The sequence below is a fragment of the Stakelama marina genome, assembly GCF_018122655.1.
Lineage (GTDB): Bacteria > Pseudomonadota > Alphaproteobacteria > Sphingomonadales > Sphingomonadaceae > Sphingomonas > Sphingomonas marina.
Genome location: NZ_JAGRQC010000007.1, coordinates 44,109 through 61,732 on the forward strand (window position 1 = coordinate 44,109; position 17,624 = coordinate 61,732).

The window sequence follows — 17,624 nt, forward strand, 5'->3', positions numbered from 1 at the left end:
GCGAAGGCGACACCGCGCGGATGAACATGATCCAGGCGGTCAATTCCGCGATGGACGTGATGATGGCGCGCGACGACAATGTCGTCGTGATGGGCGAGGATGTCGGCTATTTCGGCGGCGTCTTCCGCGCCACCGCCGGCCTGCAGAACAAATATGGCAAGCAGCGCGTGTTCGACACGCCTATTACCGAATGCGGTATCATCGGCGTCGCCGTCGGCATGGGCGCATACGGCCTGCGGCCGGTGCCCGAGATCCAGTTCGCCGATTACATCTATCCCGCGCTCGACCAGCTCGTCAGCGAGGCGGCGCGTCTGCGCTACCGCTCGGCGGGCGAGTTCACCGCGCCGATCACCGTGCGGTCGCCCTTTGGCGGCGGCATCTTCGGCGGGCAGACGCATTCGCAGTCGCCTGAGTCCATCTTCGCGCACGTGTCGGGTCTGAAGACGGTGATCCCGTCGACGCCCTATGACGCGAAGGGGCTGCTGATCTCGGCGATCGAGGACAATGATCCCGTCCTCTTCTTCGAACCCAAGCGCATCTACAACGGCCCGTTCGACGGTCATTGGGACGGCCCGTCGAAGAACTGGTCGAAACATCCCGGCGGCGAGGTGCCGACCGGATATTACCGCATTCCGCTGGGCAAGGCGAACACGGTGCGCGAGGGGCAGGACGTCACGATCCTCGCCTACGGCACGATGGTCCATGTCTGCCAGAATGTGGTCAAGGAAACCGGCGTTGATGCAGAGATCGTCGACCTGCGTTCGATCGTGCCCGTCGATATCGAGGCGATCGAGGAGTCGGTGAAGAAGACCGGCCGCTGCATGATCGTCCACGAAGCGACGCGGACGATGGGCTTCGGCGCGGAACTGTCCGCGCTGGTGCAGGAACGCTGCTTCTATCATCTCGAAGCGCCGGTGACGCGCGTCACCGGCTTCGACACGCCGTATCCCCACAGCCTCGAATGGGCCTATTTCCCCGGCCCTGTCCGCATCGGCGAGGCGCTCAAGAACATCATGAAGGACGCGTGATGGCGCCGTCCTCACCCTTCCGTTCGTTTCGAGCGAAGTCGAGAAACGGAAGCGAATTTCTGTCCCAGCGTGTCTCGACTTCGCTCGACACCAACGGAGTTTTTTAATGGCTCGCTTTGAATTTCGTCTGCCGGACATTGGCGAAGGCATTTCCGAGGCCGAGGTCGTCGAATGGCATGTGAAGGTCGGTGACGTGGTCGAGGAGGACCAGCAGCTTGCCGACATGATGACCGACAAGGCTACGGTCGAGATGGAATCGCCGGTCGCGGGCAAGGTGCTCGAACTGGCGGGCGAGGCCGGAGACATGATTCCGATCGGGTCGACGCTGGTGGTGATCGAGGTCGAAGGCGACGAGGCCGAGGTCGAGGAACAGGTTGCGGCCGAAACGCCGGGCAAGGATGCCGAGGGCGAGGCCGAAGCCGCCTGCACGACCGACGAGGAAGACGCCGAAATTCGCGAAGAGGCGAAGGACAAGAGCCTAAATCCTCCCCCGCAGGGGGAGGGGAACCAGCCGCAGGCTGGTGGAGGGGGATCGCAGCAGGCGAACCGCGCAACGGATGCCTCCCTCCACCCCTCGCCTTCGGCGAGCGGTCCCCTTCCCCGTTCCGGGGAGGATCATGACCGCCCGGTGCTGGCATCGCCCGCAGTGCGCAAGCGCGCGCACGACCTCGGCATCGATCTCGCCGATGTGCGCAGCGATGGCGAGCGCGTGCGGCACGGCGATCTCGACGCGTATCTGCGCTACGGATCGGGCGAGGGCTATCTTGCCCCGCAGGCCGATCGCGGCTGGGCCGACGAAACGGTCAAGGTGATCGGCATGCGCCGTCGCATCGCCGAGAACATGGCGGCGTCGAAGCGCAACATCCCGCACTTCACCTATGTCGAGGAAATCGACGTCACCGAGCTCGAGGCGATGCGCGCCTCGCTCAACGCTAATCGTGGGCAGCGGCCCAAGCTGACGGTACTGCCGCTGATCATCGTCGCGATCTGCCGCTCGCTGCCCGACTTCCCGATGATAAACGCGCGCTACGACGACGAGGCGGGCGTGGTGACGCGGTCGGGCACGGTCAATCTCGGCATGGCGACGCAGACCGATGCCGGGCTGATGGTGCCGGTGATCCGCGACGCGCAGGACAAGAATGTCTGGCAGCTCGCGAGCGAGATCAACCGCCTCGCCGAGGCCGCACGGACGGGCAAGGCGAAGTCCGAGGAGATGCAGGGCGGCACGCTGACCATCACTTCGCTCGGGCCGCTGGGCGGTGTCGCGACGACGCCGGTCATCAACCGTCCCGAGGTCGCGATCATCGGGCCGAACAAGATCGTCGAACGCCCCGTGTTCGACGGCGACGACATTCGCCGCGCCAAGCTGATGAACCTGTCGATCAGCTGCGACCACCGTGTCGTCGACGGCTATGATGCGGCAAGCTATGTCCAGGCGCTCAAGAAGCTGCTCGAGACGCCGGTACTGCTGTTCGCGGACTGATGCGATGGCCCATTTCCTGCTGATCTACGACCTGGCGCCCGATTATCTCGAGCGCCGGGCGGCGCTGCGCGACGAGCATCTTTCGCTGGCATGGGCCGCAGCGGATCGCGGCGAACTGGTGCTGGGCGGCGCGCTCGACGATCCCGTCGACCGGGCGGTGCTGCTGTTCGAGGGCGACGGCCCGGAGGGCGCGGAGGCGTTCGCCAAGGCCGATCCCTATGTCACCAAGGGCCTCGTAACGCACTGGCGCGTGCGGCGATGGACCACCGTCGTCGGCGACGGAGCGGCGACGCCGGTGCGGTAAGCGGCGGTGGAAATCGTGGGGCCGCCTTCCCATCTCCAGTCACTGTGAATGTGATTTTTAGGAGATCGACATGAAGGTCCTGATGGTTCTGACGTCGCACGACCGGCTCGGCGATACCGGCGAGAAAACGGGCTTCTGGCTCGAGGAACTGGCCGCGCCTTATTATGTGCTGAAGGATGCGGGCGTGGACATCACGCTTGCCTCGCCCAAGGGCGGGCAGCCGCCGCTCGATCCGAAAAGTGCCGACCCCAGCGCGCAGACCGAAGACACGCGCCGTTTTGAGGCGGATACCGATGCGCAGGCCCGGCTGGCCGATACGCGTCGGCTCGACGACGTCGCGATCGGGGATTTCGACGCGATATTCTATCCCGGCGGGCACGGGCCGCTATGGGATCTGGCGGAGGACGCGCATTCGCGCGCGCTGATCGAACAGGCGTTCGCCGCAGGGAAGCACGTCGCCGCGGTTTGCCACGCCCCTGCGGTTTTCCGCCACGCCAAGGCGGCCGACGGTTCTCCGCTCGTTGCCGGCAAGAAGGTCACCGGCTTCACCAATGGCGAGGAAGCGGCGGTCGGCCTGACCGATGTGGTGCCGTTCCTCGTCGAGGATATGCTGAAGGATGCCGGCGGCATCTATTCGAAAACCGACGACTGGGGCGTCCATGTGCTGCATGACGGGCTGCTGATTACCGGACAGAATCCGGCTTCGTCAGGCCCCGCCGCCCAGGAACTGGTCAGCGCGCTCGCCAAGGTGGCGGCGTAAATTCGGCTGAATGCGCCAGCTTCTGCCGCACCGGCAGCGGCTGGCGCACCCGACAATGCTAAAACTTCTGTCGCAGGCAGTGTCGGGACGTCCCTAACTACTCTGTAAAATCAGGGATTTGTCTTCTACCGTGTTCACGGTTGATCGCCCCCGTTTGCCTGCATTTCGATCACCATGTGGGGTCGAAAGTTGGAACAATTTTATGGTGTGTATAACCTATGGCACTGACAGCATCGAAGGTGAAGAACGCCAAGCCCGGTCGCTACGTTGATGGCCGTGGCTTGTGTCTTTTCGTGAAGGAAAGCGGCTCCCGTAGTTGGGTCTTGCGGATGCAGCATAACGGCAGGCGGCGCGACTACGGATTGGGATCGGCGCTCGATGTGACGTTGACTGAGGCGCGGGACGCCGCAGCCGCATTACGCCGCCAGGTTCGCGCCGGGATCGATCCCGGTGGCCGAGCGACGGAAGTCGCGCAAGGTTGTGCCCAGCTTCGAAACGGCAGCGCGCGAGTGCTACGAGGCGTTGAAGGACGGCTGGAAAAACCAGAACTACCGCAACTGGATCGCCAGCATGGAGAACCATGTCTTCCCGCTAATCGGCAGGAAGCCGTCGATCAGGTAGACAGCACACACGTGGTCGAGGTGCTCACGCCCATCTGGCTCGAAATCCCCGACACCGCCCGTAAGATCTTGCAGCGCATCGGTGCCGTGCTCGACTTCGCGCATATCAAGGGCTGGCGGGAAGAAGAGGCCGCGCTGCGTTCAGTCCGCAAAGGATTGCCGCGCCAGACCGACAAGGTCGAGCACTTCAAGGCAATGCCCTTTGCGGACATTCCGGCGTTCATGACGGAGCTGACGACTGCATCACCCACTACAGGCCGCGATGCCCTGCGTTTCACGATCTATAATGCCGTACGGTCGAGCGAAACGCGCAAGGCCGTCTGGACCGAGATCGACCTCGACAAGGCGGTCTGGACCATCCCCGACGAGCGCATGAAGGCAAAGGAAACGCATGTGGTGCCGCTCTCCAAGGCAGCGGTTTCCATTCTGCGTCGGCGCTGGAAGTCGCGCACGAGCGACGATGGCCTCATCTTCTCGAATAATGGCGAGAAGCCCATCAGCGACATGACGATGACCAAGCTGTTGCGCGATGCCGGGATCAAGGGCGCAACCGTCCATGGCTTCCGTTCCGCATTCACCGATTGGGCAGCGGAAAAGACCGATTTTCCGAAGAAAGTGGCCGACAAGGCCTTGGCCCACAAGCTGAGCAACCAGGTTGAAGCAGCCTATCGCCGCACCGACTTCTTCGACAAGCGGCGGGAGTTGATGGCGATGTGGGCCGAATTCATCGGCTAAACGGAATCGTAGGCGTCGATCCGCAAGATCGGTGATATCTAGATATCATTTTTCTGTTGACTCGGACCTTTATATGAGTGATATGAAGATATCACAAAGGAGCCGGTCATGGAAATTCCCTCTCTCAGCGAAGTTGAAATCAACTTGCGGCATTGCCTTCTACTGAAGGCAGATGACCTTTATTTCACGCTTGCCGACCCGGCTGGTTCGAAGGTGCGAAATGAATTTCTCGGGATCGAGGTCGAGGGGCTTGCAGATGAAAATCTGTCCGAAGCCGAGATCGCATCAATCGATCTGGCGCGCTTTGCTATTTCGGATCGAGTTCTTCTGCTGTTCGGGATGTTGGAGCGTCGCCAGCTCTCCCTTCACCATGAGCATCGACCGGACGTTGAGTTTGCTCGGAACGATGCGCTCGATTTCCTGGAACACTTTCTGTCCACCCTCCCGGACGTCGCGCTGGGCGGCCTAGACCTTACCGCAGCAAGGAATGGCGAAGTCCGAAGGATCTACGAGCTTGCTTACGCATGGCTCAATCTCATCGAGACAATCGAAGGGGCCTTCTATGGGGAGACCGAATCGTCGCTAACGGTGGGCGATTTGGCCCTCCTCTCAGGCCTGGACACGCGCACGATACGTAACCGCTGTGGTCCAGATAAGCTAATCAGGACGAGTGCGGCGAGGACATCCCAGGATCGCAACAGCGCTTCTCCGGCATTTGTTCACCTTCACGCACTTGATGCGGTAGATTGGCTGAAAAGTCGCAAGGACTTCCATGTCTCTGCCGTCGATCCCGCGTGGATCACCCAACGCTTGGCGAACGCCAATCCGGCAAACTCAACGCGTGGTTTGCTAATGGCCAGCATCATAAATCTAGGCCCATTGGCATCGCTCGCCCCAGCTTTTGATTTCACGGTCGAAGATGCGCGACGTTGCTTTGACCAGGGCGAACTTTTGCCAGCCTCTATCTCCGAAGCCCTCATCCAGAAAATCCAGAAATTCGAAGGAACTCTCTGATGCGCTCGATTCCGAACAAGTTCTCGCAATATGCAGACTGAATACGAGGGTTGGCGACTCAATCCCTCAACGACCCGGCTGCCATTCCAAATCTTAGGATGGAAAGCTGCCAGATTCGAAATCGTGAAGTGACAATGTGCTACGCGCCCTTCGACCACGTTAATCGGGACGCTCGGATTGTCATTGTCGGCATGACGCCTGGGCGTCAGCAGGCCGGAAACGCACTGCGGGCCGCCCAAGCGGCGCTCATGAATGGCATGCCTCTCGACAAGGCTGCCAAAGAAGCAAAGGTCTTTGCCAGCTTCTCTGGTTCAATGCGCGGCAACCTGGTCCGGATGCTTGATCTCGTTGGTATCGCCGAACTGTTAGGATTGGAGACGACGGCCACACTGTGGGACCGCGACTCCACGCTCGTTCACTTCACCTCGGCACTACGTTATCCCGTCTTCGTGGATGGTGATAACTGGTCAGGCAATCCTGACATGGTCAAAACGCCAGAATTGAGGCGCTGGCTTGAAGACTACACTGGCGAGGAACTCGCCGCTTTGCCGGACGCCATTTTAGTGCCACTCGGCCCGAAGGTCACTGCTGCGCTCAATCATCTGGCGTCGCTTGGGCAGTTCGACAAGAAACGGATTATGGCTGGCCTTCCTCATCCAAGCGGAGCCAACAACGAACGAATTGCCTACTTTCTAGGCGAAAAAGCCGCCGATCTTTGCTCAGCCAAGACGAACACAGTTGCGCTCGACACCGCACGTGAAGCGCTTCGCGCTCGCGTGAGCCAACTAAAGTAATCGTCTTGATGAGGGCCTTACCTGGCCCGCGCGCAGCCGGCGGTCGTGCAAAACACCGGCTGATCGGACTTGGGGCTCACTTTCTCCCCTAAGCGCCCGATCCCTGAACGCCGGGCATGGCGTGACAGCACGGAGAGACGGCAACAAAATCATCCTTGACGAGCTATCGATCATAAAGTGCTGCTACCGTCAGCAGTTGTTATCTGCTCGCCACACGCAGTCGCATGACAAGTGCATGGAGGCTGGCGGTGGTTACGCGAGTTGCGTTGCCGATCTTCACCGTTTCGAGTTCGCCAGCTGAAATCAGCTCGTACAGCTTCGTACGTCCTACGCCTATCATACGGGCAGCGTCATTAATCCCAACGCAGATCGGTTCGATGTGTTGATGCCCGCTCATTCCGCCGGTTCCTCTTCACGATAGCGAGCGGGATCGGCGATCCAGCGATTGATGGCAGACTCGTGCCAGCCCGCGCCGTGGATGCTGATTTTGACCTGCGACGGAAACGTGCCCTCTGCGATTTTGCGATAAATGGTGGAGCGGGAAAGGCCGGTGCGGTCGAGCACGGTTTTGAGGCGGATAATGCGTTCGGTATTCGACATGGGGCATTCTCACTTTGACATTTGCAGCCCCTCGTCGGAACATAATGAGAACTTTTTGGAAAGGCGCAAGGGCCAGGTTCAGTTGGGATTCGGGCAATTCTTCAACGATTTGCACGATTTGAACCAGCTATGGACGGTTAGAGACGTTCGCGGACAAACCACTCCGTTGCCCTTGGTTCTGAGAATTTTTTCGCTCGACGCAATCTTGCGGCTGGCACGCGCGAATTTGCGACAGCAGCGACGGATTTCCGCGCCAGCTTTGCCGGATTTCACGCACGAATCTGCCTTTTCTCGCGCAATCGGCTGGGCGGCTCAGTTTGAAGCTTTGCTAGAATGCTAAGTTAAGCTTAGTCTTTTGGGATTATTTCAAACTAGACACAAGTTTACATAAGCGGCAAAACACTAAGCATGACTACGCGTTTGGACAGCAGGCTAAACCAACTCCAGCAGGAGCTTCCGGAAGGACTTTTGGTCGATGCCGCTTGGCTGGAGGCCAATGGCTATTCGTCCGCGCTGCGCAGCCAGTATGTAAGTTCCGGCTGGCTCGATAGCCCAGCGCGACGGGTCTATCGCCGTTCACGCGGGCCTATGACCTGGCAGCAGGTCGTAATCTCGCTCCAGACCATGCTTGACCTTCCACTGACCGTTGGCGGTCGCACCGCGCTCGAACAGCAAGGCTATGCCCACTACCTTTCGGCAAACGTCCATACAGTTCACCTTTACGGACCGACACGACCGCCAACCTGGCTGGACGATTTGCCGCTCGACGTGACATTCGCATGGCACAACAGCTTGCGCCTGTTTCCGGCAGATTCCGACACGCCACCATTGCCAAGCCCCACCATGTATAGTGCCGCTGGCGCGCAATTGCCGGTTCGCTACTCGAGCAAGGAACGCGCCGTTCTCGAATTGCTCGATGAACTGCCCAAGCATGAAAGCTTTCATCAGGTCGATGCCTTGATGGAAGGCTTGAGCGATCTCAGCCCGCGTCGCCTGCAAACTCTTCTCGAAGCCTGCTCCAGCGTAAAGGTGAAGCGGCTGTTCCTGTTCTTTGCCGACCGGCACCGCCATGCGTGGCGACCGAAACTCGACTTGACCAGGATCGATTTGGGTTCCGGCAAACGGGTCCTGGTGAAGGGGGGCAGGCTCGATCCGCAATACGACATCACGGTGCCTGCCGATCTTGGAGTGCAATAGGAAATGGCCTTCCAGGACGCTTATCGGCAGCAGGTTGCCCTCCTGATCCGCACCATCCCGTTCGTGGCGCAAGAGCAGTGTTTCGCGCTCAAGGGCGGCACGGCGATCAACCTCTTCGTGCGCGACTTGCCGCGCCTCTCGGTGGACATCGACTTGACCTACTTGCCGGTCGAGGATCGCGCTTCATCACTCAAAGCAATCGATGCGGCAATGATGCGGATCAAGGAGCGGATCGAAGGCGGGATACCGGGCGCGGCGGTCGCCCCATCGCGTTCAGCAGGCGACAACATCATCACCAAGCTAATCGTCCGCTCCGAAGGCGTTCAGATCAAGATCGAGGTCACACCCGTCTTGCGCGGCACAGTCTACGATCCCGTAGTCATGAGTGTTGTGCCTACAGTCGAAGACACGTTCGGCTTCGCCGAAATGCAGGTTGTTTCCTTCGCCGACCTCTATGCGGGAAAGATCGTGGCGGCGCTGGATCGCCAGCACCCGCGTGACCTGTTCGACGTGCGAGACCTGCTGGCGAATGAAGGTATAAGTGACGAACTGCGGCGCGCATTCCTCGTCTACCTCATCAGCCACAATCGCCCGATGGCCGAGGTGCTCGCTCCGACCCACAAACCGCTGGCGGAGGAATTCGAGCGCGGATTTGTCGGCATGACGCAAGAGAATGTCGAGCTTGCCGATCTAGAGGCTACCCGCGAGGCACTCGTCGCCACAATGGTTGGCGAGATGCCAGACGCGCACCGCCAGTTCCTGATCGGCTTCAAGCGCGGTGAACCGGACTGGGAACTTCTCGGCATACCGGAAGCAAGGCATCTGCCAGCAGTCTTGTGGAAGCAGCAAAACCTGGAGAAGATGCAACCTGAAAATCGGAAGGCGATGATTGAGGCATTGGAGAATGTACTGATGGTGCCGAGATGATGACATTGCCCGGTTTTCTTCCCGGTGTTCCGGCAGAGCATGTACTGAACAGGCTTGCCACGGCAGGCGGGAAGGAAGTCGAGTCCGGCAAGTTCGCAAGTCCTGAAAGCTCAGCCGCCCTTGCTGTGAATTGCTTTGGATGGTTCATCGAACGCTTGGAGAGTTTTCCGCCGCTGCCCGGCATGGATAACTCTGGCCCCGTGGAAATGGTGGATGTTGAATTTACCGCTCGATTTCCCTGGTCCGGGGGGCGTCACCCTTGGCTTGACGCTGTCGTTCAAACGCAGGTCAGCCTTATCGGCATCGAGAGCAAACGGTTTGAACCCTTCCGTGACCAGAAATCGGTGTCTTTATCGTCGGCCTATGATCGACCGGTCTGGGGCGACAATATGCGGCGGTATGAGCAAATGCATGACCGATTGCGGTCCGGTGCAGTCACGTTCCGCCATTTGGACGCCGTGCAGTTAGTCAAACACGCTTTCGGGCTTGTGACGGAGGCGCGGCGAAGAGGCCGCAGCGCCGTGCTACTCTATATTTTTGCCGAACCGACCTCACGGGCAGGCAAAGCTATCCCGTCAGAGGATATTTTGCGGCATCGAAAGGAAATCACGGAATTTGCCGAAGCAGTGAGAGGAGATGACGTCGCGTTTCACTTCTCCAGCTATCGCGACTGGATCTCGACGTGGCCCAACGGTGGCGACCTACAGGCACATGGTCGAGCGATCATCGAGACATTCAGTCCATGAGCGGCAGCGGTTCAAGTCGGCTCGTGACGGCGGCTGACATGGCACGCTCGGCCGGCATTGATCCAAAGCGTTTTCGCGCGGTACTCAGACAGGCGAATATCAGTTGGCACCCACACAATGGAAGGTGGGAAGCGCTGCGCGATAGCGCAGAGCATCGGGACATGCTTCAGGTCTTGGAGTTCCTCACGACCACGCAGCGCCCCGAGGTGACAGGTCATCGGGGTAAGTCCGAGCGCCGGTCAACGCAACGCGAAGATAGTGACGAAGCATGGATCGTTGACCTTTGCGACGAAGTTCTCGGCGAGCAATCGCTCCGTCAGCACAGATTTGCGTTTTTGACAGGTGATCGAGGGCCGACAGGTAGGGCAACGCGACTACCGGTCGATGCATACTATCCATCACGGCAACTGGTAGTGGAGTTTCACGAGATTCAGCATTCGCAATCTGTCGCGCACTTCGACAAGCGGCAAACAGTGTCGGGAGTTTCGCGCGGCGAGCAACGTCGCCGTTACGACGAGCTGCGGCGAGCAGTGCTTCCGATGCACGGTATCGATCTTGTCATTCTCGATTATTCAGAGTTCGAGCACGGATCAGTAGGACGCCTGAAACGCACAGATAAGGATCGCCGAGTCATCGAGGATCGGCTGCGCGACTATATCAAACCTTGAATGCCTGCTGATTTTGCACTGCGGGGGCAAGACCCGCGCTCCATTTCAGGCACCAAATGTCAGGACCGGCTGCACGGCCTGCCCCGCTATCAATTCATTGCCTTTCGATCTCAACACAATAGCGTATTCTCTATCGCGGAAGGGGGCGGGCTTTGAGATTCGTTCGTTGGGCAATCAAGTATTTCTTGTTCTACTTTGCCTGCATGTTCGTCGCTGCCATCGCAATGACCAACGTGCCTGTCGGAATGCAAATGCTGTTTGCGTTTGTTACCCCTGTATTTCTTGTTCGGTGGCATGAAAAACGTCGAACCGCACGGCTTCAGTCGGAACATGCCCTATCGGATGTTGAGCCGCCTACTACTCAGATGCCAATCCAACATCGAGAAAGTGCTCGGTCCGTAAGGCGCCATATTAAGGCGGAACTGCCTCAAGCCCATAGCGTAGCGAAAACTGCCCCGGCAGCCTCAAGAACACCCGAACATCTCAAGCTGGTGGAATTGAAGGAGATACCTAAAGGGTCTCGAACCAAGGAGCTTCGCGAAAAGCTGTTTGGCGACGATACATCGATCTTCGACCCAAAGAACACACAACGGGTGGAGGAGATCACATCTCGCATCCCCTCTCCGGACGAAATTACTGACTCATCACGTAAGCCGCCTGATCGCTCTACCTCACACATCTATCGCCCAAAACAGGACAACGCCGAACTCATACGAGTAGGAAAGGCTGCAAGAGAAGCTCTGGAGGCTGCTTCAACGAGGAGGGCAGCTGAGAAGAGGTCAGAAAGTTACCGGCAAGAATCTACCAATCAGGACCGTGATGCTGCGAGAAGAGTCCCGGAAACCGGAGCTACTGAGACGCGCCACTCGCGAATAGAAGAATTGCGTGAAAAATTGTTCGGCCATGAACCGGCTCCCGATCAATCACCTTCGAGCGCAGAGCTTTCAAATCAAATAGGAGCAACAAAGGAGACAAGCTCACCTCGTCCAATCCAAGGCTGGGTTCCAAAGGGGCAGACCGTCACAATAGCGGGCCGAGAAATTGCAGGGATGATCTACATGGGCGTTCCCCCACGCATTGGATCATCCTATTACACCGAAAGGTGTGGAGCCTACATCGATCCGGCTGAACACGTTTCGGAATTCGGTAATGATCGCAATGGCGACAATCTGCCATATTGGCCGAGTTATTCCGAAATTCCATCCATCTGCCGAGCTACATACCTCGATTGGCTTGCCGGTGAGCGCGTCGATGGATCGATCAGCCCAGGCTATTTGTTTCTTTTCTTCTATGGCCTTGAGCGACGTTTTCTGATCGACCAGCCGTCCGACGAAGAAAAGCAGGAAATCGTTGCCGAGGTGGAGCGCCTCAAGGCACTTTTCTCCGACAACTACTCTGTTCAAAGGTATCTAGGAGAGTTTCTCGACATAGCGCGCATCATGGCGATGGGCGGCTTCTCCTTGGACGATGCGACACTTAAGCAGGCGATCCTTGAGAGCCGTAGCTGGGACTTGCCATTTTCGCTGAAGTTCGCGCTCGGCAACATGATCGCCGAAGGCAAGGCCATCGATGCCGAATGGCTGCATCTCTGGCTGCATTGCCACCCAGAGCGACGCCTTCGCACTCCAGCCGAGCGTTGCGGCAACGAATTCAAGGCACTTTTCAAATTGAAGTTCGACGCGCTTTATCCTGATGGCTTAAAGATTCGAACGCCTCGCAAGCTTCTGAAAATGGACTATCGTGCTGCATCCAGCGAGTTCAATTGCTCGGTCAATCTCACGGCGGGAGATGGCGGAGATGTGGTGATCCCCGACGTTACTGATTTGTGGTCGCCGGTACAGAAAGCGCAAAAAATCGCAGATGAGGCGATGGATGAACTCGATAAGTTCAGCCGGTATCTTGGACGAAATCCAGATGGCCGCGGGAGCATTGAAGCACAGGCGCTCCTACCTGCTGAGCTGTGGCGTCTGTTCCCGTCGGACGAGTTGGAAGAACTCAAGGATTGGGCGCGCGAGCAAGTAGCGACGGGCGGGCTGGTCCCAGCACTTGATGTGATCTCGCGCCTGGAAGGAGAAACGCCGGAGAAGCTCGGCAAGCGGAACCTGACTGGCGCAGCGGATGCACTCGCCCGTATCGGGTTCGGTATGGCTCCAGACCCAAGATTCTCGCTGCGCGGACCGAAGATCGACGAACCCGTTGTGATCTTCGAACTCGGCGAGCCGGTCGAACTGCTTGAAGACGTCTCCCCGGCCTATCGAACCGAATTGTTTGAACTAGCGCTGGCGACCTTCGTCGCACATGCCGACAGCAAAATTGTGGAAGCCGAACGCAGAGCACTCCGTGAAAAGATCGACGCTGTTAGCGGCCTGACTGAGCTTGAAAGAAAGCGTCTCCACGCCAACCTCGAATGGTATCTCGATGTTCCGCCAGACATGTCATGGCTGCGCAGCAAGCTGAAAGATGCGGACACTGAGCATCATCTAGCCCTGCGCGCGGCAGTTGTCGCGATAGCCCACGCCGACAGCGTGATTCAATCTGAAGAAGTGGCTTGCATCGAGAAGATCTACAAGGCTCTCGGGATCGATGCTGGCCTCGTTTACGCCGACCTCCATGCTGGCGACGTGCCAGACGGCCCGGTTCGCGTCAAAGCCGCTGAAGCGGAAGCACCGGGCGAACAAATACCGGATGAACCAAAAGCCAAAGCTGCTTCGCTCGATGCAGCGCGTATTGCCGCTATTCGAGATGACACCGAGCGCGTTTCAAGCGTTCTGGGCGAGATTTTCTCGGCCGACGAAGACGTGAGCTATGAGGTCATTGCAGCGCATGCTCTTCCATCATCAATGGCTGGTCTCGATCCAAAGCACGCGATGCTTGTGGAGCAGATAATCCAGCGCGAACACTGGGCCGACGACGAGTTTGACGAGATCGTCGGCAAGAAAGGCCTCATGCCATCTGGCGCGCTTGAGGTAGTCAACGAGTGGGCTTTCGATAAATTTGATGAGGCCTTGCTCGATGAATATGACGGATATGACGTATCGCCGGACATAGCCGATACGTTGAGAGCCGAGATGGCGAAGGGGGATTAATTCATGTCGAGACTGAAACCGCGCGAACGCGACGCCATCGTTCAGGCGCTACGCGCCGGTGTTGTTCCCAAATTGGGGCTTCGGCACATCCAGGTCGGACGAGCGCGTGAGATCGAGGAACTCGTCAAGGACATGGACCGGATCGCTGATGGCGGTTCAGCCATTCGTTTCATCATCGGCGAGTATGGCTCCGGCAAGACCTTCTTCATGAATCTGATCCGGCTTGTAGCGCTTGAAAAGGGATTGGTCGTCATGTTTGCCGACCTTGCCCCGGATCGACGCATCCACGCGACCGGCGGGCAAGCACGGGGCCTCTACGCGGAGATGGCGCGAAATCTTGCCACCCGGACCAAGCCAGATGGTGGTGCATTGTCGAATGTTATCGAACGCTTTGTCAGCCAGGCCCAGCACGATGCCGAGGCGCAAGAACAATCGACAGATGACATCATTCGCCAGCGCCTTGCCCATTTCGAGGAGCTGACAGGAGGCTTCGACTTCGCGCAGGTGATCCGCCGGTATTGGGAGGGACATGAAACCGGCGATGAAGAACTGAAATCGGCAGCCATTCGATGGCTGCGCGGCGAATTTGCTACGAAAACCGATGCTCGCAAGGCTCTGGGTGTTCGCACAGTCGTCAATGACGCCAGCGTCTACGATCACCTCAAACTGATGTCGGCATTTGTTTGTGAAGCGGGCTACAAGGGCCTGCTCGTTGGCCTTGACGAGATGGTCAACCTTTACAAGCTGACTTCATCGCAAGCCCGCAATGCCAACTATGAGCAAATCCTGCGCATCCTGAACGACGTTCTGCAAGGAAGCGCGGAGAACCTTGGGTTCCTCATGGGAGGAACGCCGGAATTCCTCATGAATACGCGGCGCGGCCTCTACAGCTATGAGGCTCTCCAGTCTCGCCTTGCAGAGAACACCTTTGCGCGTGACGGACTGGTCGATCTCTCCGGGCCGGTCATTCGACTGGCCAGCCTTACACCCGAAGATTTGTTTGTGCTCCTAGCCAACATTCGCGCCGTCATGCAGGGCGATGAAGCAATCCTGCCAGACAACGCCTTGGAAGCGTTCATGGCACACTGCTCGGACAGGATCGGGGAAGCTTATTTCAGAACCCCCCGCAATACGGTCACGGCTTTCGTGAATCTTCTGGCCGTGCTCGAACAAAACCCCGGCGTCGAATGGTCGGACCTCATCGAAGAACTCGACGTGGCGGAGGATTCTGGTGACGACATGAGCGACGTGGATGAGAGCGTTGGCGCTGTTCCCGAGAGCGACGAGCTAGCCAGCTTCCGACTGTGAGCGCGGCATTCGACAAGCTGGCTCGACCGATCCAGAAATGGATACGTCAGCAAGGCTGGAAGGAATTGCGCGATATTCAGGCGCGCGCAACTCACGTGCTTATGGACGGCAATCGTGACCTGATTGTCGCTGCCAGCACCGCCGGAGGTAAGACTGAAGCCGCATTTCTCCCGCTACTGTCCCAAGTGCTCGACGAACCCAGTGACGACTCCGGATTTGATGTTCTATATGTCGCACCGCTGAAGGCGCTCATCACCGATCAGGCGCGGCGACTTGAAGGCATTTGTCGCGATACAGACTTGCCTATCACGCCGTGGCATGGCGACGTTTCGTCATCGGTTAAGACTAAGGCTATCAAGCGACCGAGGGGCGTGCTGCTAATCACCCCAGAGTCACTTGAGGCGCTTTTCATTAGACGCGGATTGGAGATTCCGAGGCTGTTTGGCGCAACGCGCGCAGTCATTCTCGATGAATTGCATTCGGTCCTCGACAGTGAGCGCGGCATCCAGATGCGTTCACTTCTCACGCGCCTCGAAAGTGCTCTCAAGAGACCTATTCGTCGGATCGGTTTGTCGGCCACTCTCGGAGATATGGAGCTGGCGAAGGCTTATCTTCGTCCTGACAGTCCAAGTGAAGTCGAACAGGTCATTGCCGAGGGCGGATCAGCCGAATTGCAGCTCCAGCTCCGTGGCTACGTTGCTGGCGACAAGGACGACGAAGGCCCTTCAGCGACGGATGCCATTGCGCAGCACCTATTCGAACACCTGAGAGGCAGCGACAATCTTGTCTTTGGCGGTGCGCGTCAGGCAGTTGAAATCTACTCAGATCGGTTGCGCGCACTTTGCGAAAAGGAACACCTGCCGCAGGAGTTTTACCCTCACCACGCCAGCCTATCGCGCGAGCATCGAGACTTCGTCGAACGTCGCTTGAAAGATGGTATTGCGCCGACGACTGCCATCTGCACTTCCACGCTGGAATTGGGAATTGATATTGGCGATGTAACTTGTGTCGACCAGATTGGCGCACCGTTCAGCGTCGCATCGCTCAGGCAAAGGCTTGGCCGATCAGGGCGGCGACCGGGCAAGCCAGCCATCCTTCGGCAGTATGCAGTCGAGGCGAAGCTTACGCCGACGAGCAATTTTTCGGACCGTCTTCGCCTTGGGATGGTGCGGGCTATTGCGATGATCGAATTGCTCTTGGAAGGCTGGTGTGAACCGCCGCAACGCGAGGCCCTGCACCTCTCGACCCTCGTTCACCAAATCCTCTCGGTGATCGCCGAGCGAGGCGGAATACGTGCGCAGCAACTCTACGGGATTCTCTGCCAAATCGGGCCATTCCGCCAAGTCGATACCCAGCTGTTCCTGGATGTTTTGCGAACACTTGGGCAACCTGAAGTCGCGCTTATTGAGCAAACCAGTGATGGGCTTTTGCTGCTCGGTGCCAATGGCGAGAAGCTGGTCGAGCACTATAGCTTCTACGCAGTATTTCAGACACCCGAGGAATATAGGCTGATTTTCGGCGGTAAGGAGCTTGGGACACTCCCCATCGACAACATGATCGCGCCGGGAATGCTTCTCATTTTTTCGGGTAGGCGCTGGCTGGTGCAAGAAGTTCTCGACCGGGATCGTGTCATTATGGTTGCACCGGCGAAAGCCGGAGTGCCGCCCATTTTTGGGGGCGACCCTGGCAACATCCACGACCGCGTGATCGAGCGAATGTTCGATGTTCTAAAAGGACAAAAGCGCCCGATCTATCTTGATCCGACTGCGCTAGAGCTACTCGACGAGGCACGCAGCAACTACGGCCAACTGCAATTTGACCCCGGAACGATTGCCCAGCTCAGCGACAACGCAGCTGTCATAGCGACGAAAACGGGTTCCGATCGGACAACGACCTTGGCACTCGCCCTTCGGGCGAGCGGCTTTACCGTGCAGACACACGATGGGTTTCTCGAGGTGTTCGGAAAGGACGAAAGCCCAGATTTGATTGACGCACTTTCGGCCCTGGCAGATGGCAAAGAGGTGAACCTATTTGCGCATTCGCCGAACTTGTTGTTCGAGAAATTCCATCCTCACTTGACGGAGGAATTGCTGCAGAAAGATGCATTGTCCGCTCACCTAGACGCCAGCGGATTGGCTGAGTTGACCCGCTCAATTTTAGGACGGGATTAGCGCACCAATTGCCGTTCGGACAGCGCCGCTATCCATCATTCGATTTCTCAGCCTCGAATGCTCGCTTACCCTTACGCCTGAACAGGACAAGCGCTTGCGCCCCATCCGGCCCGCGCAACTTGGCTGAAACCGTGAGGAACGCGCCGTAGAGCGCAGCGCGATCATCGTCGGTTAGTGACGTGA

At 58.2% G+C, this 17,624-nt stretch carries 17 protein-coding genes; 14 read left to right on the plus strand and 3 right to left on the minus strand.

The genetic code is table 11. The annotated features are described in order from the left end of the window. Positions 1 to 20 precede the first annotated feature (20 nt). The 7 genes from J7S20_RS16125 (at position 21) to J7S20_RS16155 (ending at position 6,738) form a co-directional block, all read left to right on the plus strand. A complete protein-coding gene (locus tag J7S20_RS16125) occupies positions 21 to 1,028 on the plus strand; it encodes an alpha-ketoacid dehydrogenase subunit beta (protein ID WP_284055290.1) in 1,008 nt (335 codons plus the stop codon). Positions 1,029 to 1,134: 106 nt separating this feature from the next. Then, positions 1,135 to 2,511: a dihydrolipoamide acetyltransferase family protein gene (locus tag J7S20_RS16130; RefSeq protein ID WP_284055272.1), complete on the plus strand. Its 1,377-nt coding sequence runs from the start codon at positions 1,135 to 1,137 to the stop codon at positions 2,509 to 2,511. Positions 2,512 to 2,515: 4 nt separating this feature from the next. Continuing rightward, positions 2,516 to 2,815: a YciI-like protein gene (locus tag J7S20_RS16135; RefSeq protein ID WP_284055273.1), complete on the plus strand. Its 300-nt coding sequence runs from the start codon at positions 2,516 to 2,518 to the stop codon at positions 2,813 to 2,815. Positions 2,816 to 2,885: 70 nt separating this feature from the next. Beyond that, the gene (locus J7S20_RS16140; protein ID WP_284055274.1) at positions 2,886 to 3,575 is read left to right on the plus strand and encodes a type 1 glutamine amidotransferase domain-containing protein; all 690 of its coding nucleotides are present in this window, start codon (positions 2,886 to 2,888) and stop codon (positions 3,573 to 3,575) included. Between the two features lie 218 nt (positions 3,576 to 3,793). After that, entirely contained in the window at positions 3,794 to 4,930 is a 1,137-nt protein-coding gene (locus J7S20_RS16145) for a tyrosine-type recombinase/integrase (protein WP_284055275.1), read from the plus strand. A gap of 108 nt (positions 4,931 to 5,038) precedes the next feature. Next, a complete protein-coding gene (locus J7S20_RS16150) occupies positions 5,039 to 5,944 on the plus strand; it encodes a hypothetical protein (protein ID WP_284055276.1) in 906 nt (301 codons plus the stop codon). A 50-nt stretch (positions 5,945 to 5,994) separates the two neighbouring features. Then, entirely contained in the window at positions 5,995 to 6,738 is a 744-nt protein-coding gene (locus tag J7S20_RS16155) for a uracil-DNA glycosylase family protein (RefSeq protein WP_284055277.1), read from the plus strand. 199 nt (positions 6,739 to 6,937) lie between these two features. Here the strand turns inward: J7S20_RS16155 and J7S20_RS16160 are convergent, their stop codons facing one another. Together J7S20_RS16160 and J7S20_RS16165 are read right to left on the minus strand one after the other, a co-directional pair. After that, positions 6,938 to 7,135, minus strand: coding sequence for a helix-turn-helix domain-containing protein (locus tag J7S20_RS16160; protein ID WP_284055278.1), 198 nt, complete (start codon positions 7,133 to 7,135; stop codon positions 6,938 to 6,940). After that, on the minus strand, positions 7,132 to 7,338 hold the full coding sequence (locus J7S20_RS16165; RefSeq protein WP_284055279.1) for a helix-turn-helix transcriptional regulator: 207 nt from the start codon (positions 7,336 to 7,338) through the stop codon (positions 7,132 to 7,134). Before J7S20_RS16165 ends, J7S20_RS16160 begins: the two co-directional genes overlap by 4 nt. A gap of 408 nt (positions 7,339 to 7,746) precedes the next feature. On the opposite strand from J7S20_RS16165, the gene J7S20_RS16170 reads away from it, so the two are divergent. The 7 genes from J7S20_RS16170 (at position 7,747) to J7S20_RS16200 (ending at position 17,441) form a co-directional block, all read left to right on the plus strand. Further along, positions 7,747 to 8,535 (plus strand): type IV toxin-antitoxin system AbiEi family antitoxin domain-containing protein, encoded by a 789-nt coding sequence (locus tag J7S20_RS16170; RefSeq protein WP_284055280.1) that lies wholly within the window; start codon positions 7,747 to 7,749, stop codon positions 8,533 to 8,535. A 3-nt stretch (positions 8,536 to 8,538) separates the two neighbouring features. Continuing rightward, positions 8,539 to 9,462, plus strand: coding sequence for a nucleotidyl transferase AbiEii/AbiGii toxin family protein (locus tag J7S20_RS16175; protein ID WP_284055281.1), 924 nt, complete (start codon positions 8,539 to 8,541; stop codon positions 9,460 to 9,462). After that, positions 9,459 to 10,208 (plus strand): PGN_0703 family putative restriction endonuclease, encoded by a 750-nt coding sequence (locus tag J7S20_RS16180; RefSeq protein ID WP_284055282.1) that lies wholly within the window; start codon positions 9,459 to 9,461, stop codon positions 10,206 to 10,208. Before J7S20_RS16175 ends, J7S20_RS16180 begins: the two co-directional genes overlap by 4 nt. A 38-nt stretch (positions 10,209 to 10,246) precedes the next feature. Then, entirely contained in the window at positions 10,247 to 10,876 is a 630-nt protein-coding gene (locus J7S20_RS16185; RefSeq protein WP_284055283.1) for a hypothetical protein, read from the plus strand. A 152-nt stretch (positions 10,877 to 11,028) separates the two neighbouring features. Continuing rightward, complete coding sequence (locus J7S20_RS16190) at positions 11,029 to 13,962, plus strand: TerB N-terminal domain-containing protein (protein WP_284055284.1); 2,934 nt, start codon at positions 11,029 to 11,031, stop codon at positions 13,960 to 13,962. 3 nt (positions 13,963 to 13,965) lie between these two features. Next, positions 13,966 to 15,270, plus strand: coding sequence for an ATP-binding protein (locus tag J7S20_RS16195; protein ID WP_284055285.1), 1,305 nt, complete (start codon positions 13,966 to 13,968; stop codon positions 15,268 to 15,270). Beyond that, the gene (locus J7S20_RS16200) at positions 15,267 to 17,441 is read left to right on the plus strand and encodes a DEAD/DEAH box helicase (protein ID WP_284055286.1); all 2,175 of its coding nucleotides are present in this window, start codon (positions 15,267 to 15,269) and stop codon (positions 17,439 to 17,441) included. The genes J7S20_RS16195 and J7S20_RS16200 overlap by 4 nt, the downstream gene beginning before the upstream one ends. A gap of 28 nt (positions 17,442 to 17,469) precedes the next feature. On the opposite strand, the gene J7S20_RS16205 is transcribed toward J7S20_RS16200, so the two are convergent. Further along, on the minus strand, positions 17,470 to 17,624 hold a 155-nt coding region (locus J7S20_RS16205), incomplete at its 5' end, for a conjugal transfer protein TraD (RefSeq protein WP_284055291.1).